This is a genomic window from Chamaesiphon sp. OTE_8_metabat_110, from assembly GCF_031382685.1.
Lineage (GTDB): Bacteria > Cyanobacteriota > Cyanobacteriia > Cyanobacteriales > Chamaesiphonaceae > Chamaesiphon.
Map to the genome: position 1 here is coordinate 1 of NZ_JANMZA010000234.1, position 3,114 is coordinate 3,114.

The following is a 3,114-nucleotide window of genomic DNA, read 5'->3' on the forward strand; positions in this document are numbered from 1 at the left end:
GAATTTGCTGGCCCCTTGGGCGTGCTGCAACCAGTCGCCGATGGTTTAAAACTAGTATTTAAAGAAGATATCACTCCCGCTAATGCCGATTCGATTTTATTTACTGTCGGGCCGATTATTGTCGTCCTCCCGGTATTTATCTCCTATCTGATCGTCCCCTTCGGTCAAAACTTGGTCATTACTAATATCAATACGGGCGTCTTTTTGTGGATTGCGTTTTCGAGTATCGTGCCGATTGGTTTGCTAATGTCCGGCTACGCATCGAATAATAAGTATTCGCTCATCGGTGGTTTACGCGCCGCCGCTCAGTCGATTAGCTACGAGATTCCGCTGGCGCTATCCGTCCTCGCGATCGTGATGATGTCCAATAGTCTGAGTACGATCGATATCGTTCACCAGCAATCTGAATATGGCATTCTCTCCTGGAATATCTGGCGACAACCTGTCGGTTTTGTGATCTTCTGGATCGCGTCACTAGCCGAATGCGAACGTCTGCCCTTTGACCTCCCAGAGGCGGAGGAAGAGCTGGTCGCTGGGTATCAGACCGAATACTCCGGCATGAAGTTTGCGCTCTTCTACATCGCTTCTTACGTTAACTTAGTACTAGCGGCATTATTAGTCGCGATCCTCTATCTGGGTGGTTGGTCGAGTCCGATTCCGATCGAGTTATTGAGTAATGCGCTCGGTGTCGATCCTACAACGTCGTGGGTACAGGTTGTCGATGCCTCGTTGGGGATTGCGATGACCGTCCTCAAAGCATATTTCCTCGTCTTCCTGGCGATTATCACCCGTTGGACGGTACCCCGCGTGCGGATCGACCAACTCCTCGATCTCGGCTGGAAATTCATGCTCCCCATCGCCTTGGCAAACCTACTGATTACCGCTGCCCTCAAGCTCGCCTTTCCGACAGCTTTTGGAGGCTAATAACTATGCTTTAGGTTTTGGGTTTTAGGCTTTAGGTTCTTTTGGGTTTTAGGCTTTAGGATGCGAGTTCCGAGCTTTTACCTTTTACCTTTCCCCTTTCCCCTTTCCCCTTTTCCCTTTTCCCTTTCCCCTCCACCCTCTACCCCAATGCTGAAATTTCTCAAGCAAGTAGCAGATTATACTAAAGAAGCAGCTCAAGCTGCCAAATATATCGGTCAAGGACTGGCGGTGACATTCGACCACATGCAGCGTCGTCCCGTTACAGTTCAATATCCTTATGAAAAACTGATTCCGTCCGAACGGTTTCGGGGCAGAATTCATTTTGAGTTTGACAAATGTATCGCTTGTGAAGTTTGCGTGCGGGTGTGTCCGATCAATCTGCCCGTCGTTGACTATGAATTTGATAAAGCAACCAAGAAAAAGAAACTAAACAGTTATAGTATCGATTTTGGGGTGTGTATTTTTTGTGGTAATTGTGTCGAGTATTGTCCGACTAATTGCTTGTCGATGACCGAAGAATACGAGCTATCGACATTCGATCGACACCAGCTCAACTATGATAGTGTCGCCCTCGGTCGCTTACCGACAAAAGTGACTGACGATCCGATGGTAACTGCACTGCGGACGATGGCTTATCTACCTAAAGGTGTCATGGATCCTCGCAACTTACCAGCAGGCGCTCAACGCGCTAATAGCAATACCTAATGAGCTGCGCCGCTGCTGGTTGCCAAATCGGCATCAGCGCAGAACGGGTTATGAATCTATGAAAACTGCCAGCCACTATTTTGGGCAAACAGGCACTCGAATTCCATACACAATAAGTAAGAAAAATGCAAATCGCTGAAGGTGTTCAATTAGTTACATTCGGTATCCTTTCAGTCCTAATGTTGGGAGCAGCTTTGGGTGTCGTCTTATTTGCTAATATTGTCTATTCTGCCTTTTTGCTGGGTGGAGTATTTATTAGTATGGCGGGGATTTATATCCTGCTCAATGCTGATTTTGTGTCTGCTGCCCAAATCTTGGTCTACGTCGGCGCAGTCAATGTCTTGATTTTATTTGCCATCATGTTGGTGAACAAGCGGGAAGATTTCAAACCGCTGAAAAACAATTGGTTCAGACAGGGTTCGACGGCTTTAGTTTGTGGGGGAATTTTTACACTACTGAGTACTGTCGCGATCTCGACTCCTTGGCAAATCTCGACAGTTGCGCCGTTAGCAAGCTCGATCGTGCCATTAGCCAAGCACTTTTTCACAGATTTTTTGCTGCCGTTTGAATTAGCTTCAGTCTTATTACTGATGGCAATGGTTGGCGCAATTATCCTCGCCCGCCGCGACTTTATGCCAGAAAATTTCACTGGTGGCACTTCTTCTCCAGACAGCCTGACGCTCCCCGAACGTCCGCGCGAGTTGGTTGGTACTGAGAAATAATCGCTAAATCACAATCGAAATAATCGCTATGTTGCAATTACCATATTTTTTAATTTTAGCGGCGGCGCTATTTTGTATCGGTATCTATGGATTAGTTACCAGTCGGAATGCGGTGCGGGTATTAATGTCGATCGAGTTGATGTTAAATGCAGTCAATCTCAACTTGATGGGCTTTTCCAACTACATCGATCCAGCCGAGATTAAAGGCCAAGTATTTACCGTATTTGTAATTGCGATCGCCGCAGCCGAAGCCGCCGTCGGACTCGCGATCGTCCTCTCGATCTATCGCAACCGCGATACGGTCGATATGGAGCAATTTAATTTACTCAAATGGTAATCGATCGAGGATTCGCGATCGATTAAAGATCTTTACCCCACCCAGCCTCCCCTTTATAAGGGGAGGAGCAAATTCTATATTTAGGTAAGTAGGTAGGCACAATCATTTATCGAATAGATCGTGGCTGAAACCTAGTTGGTGGGCACTGCCCACCCTACTTTCTCGATCGATTGAAGATCTTTACCCCACCCAACCTCCCCTTATAAAGGGGAGGAGCAAGATAACTTCCAACTAAAGTCTAGAGATGAAGAGAATGCCGCTTCTTTCTCCGCCTCACACAAATCAAACCTTACGCAGGAGAGTTTGAGAAGGCGGCGACCGAAATCACGCGGAGGTTCCCTCCGCATGTGTTTCGGTCAAGACGCGTCCCGCCTGTCTTGTCTTGACTGAAACGCACGCTGAGGGAACCTCAGCGCGATTTCAGTC

Annotated in this window: 4 protein-coding genes; all 4 read left to right on the forward strand. The window is 47.4% G+C overall.

All coding sequences use genetic code 11. The features are described 5' to 3' along the window. The coding region (gene nuoH, locus RMO52_RS08655; RefSeq protein ID WP_310412947.1) for an NADH-quinone oxidoreductase subunit NuoH at positions 1–924 on the forward strand (924 nt) is incomplete at its 5' end. Positions 925–1,071: 147 nt separating this feature from the next. Continuing rightward, positions 1,072–1,629: an NAD(P)H-quinone oxidoreductase subunit I gene (gene ndhI / locus RMO52_RS08660; protein ID WP_310412951.1), complete on the forward strand. Its 558-nt coding sequence runs from the start codon at positions 1,072–1,074 to the stop codon at positions 1,627–1,629. 125 nt (positions 1,630–1,754) lie between these two features. After that, positions 1,755–2,351: an NADH-quinone oxidoreductase subunit J gene (locus RMO52_RS08665; RefSeq protein ID WP_310412954.1), complete on the forward strand. Its 597-nt coding sequence runs from the start codon at positions 1,755–1,757 to the stop codon at positions 2,349–2,351. A gap of 31 nt (positions 2,352–2,382) precedes the next feature. Next, positions 2,383–2,688 (forward strand): NADH-quinone oxidoreductase subunit NuoK, encoded by a 306-nt coding sequence (gene nuoK / locus RMO52_RS08670; RefSeq protein WP_309743649.1) that lies wholly within the window; start codon positions 2,383–2,385, stop codon positions 2,686–2,688. The last annotated feature ends 426 nt before the right edge of the window (positions 2,689–3,114 follow it).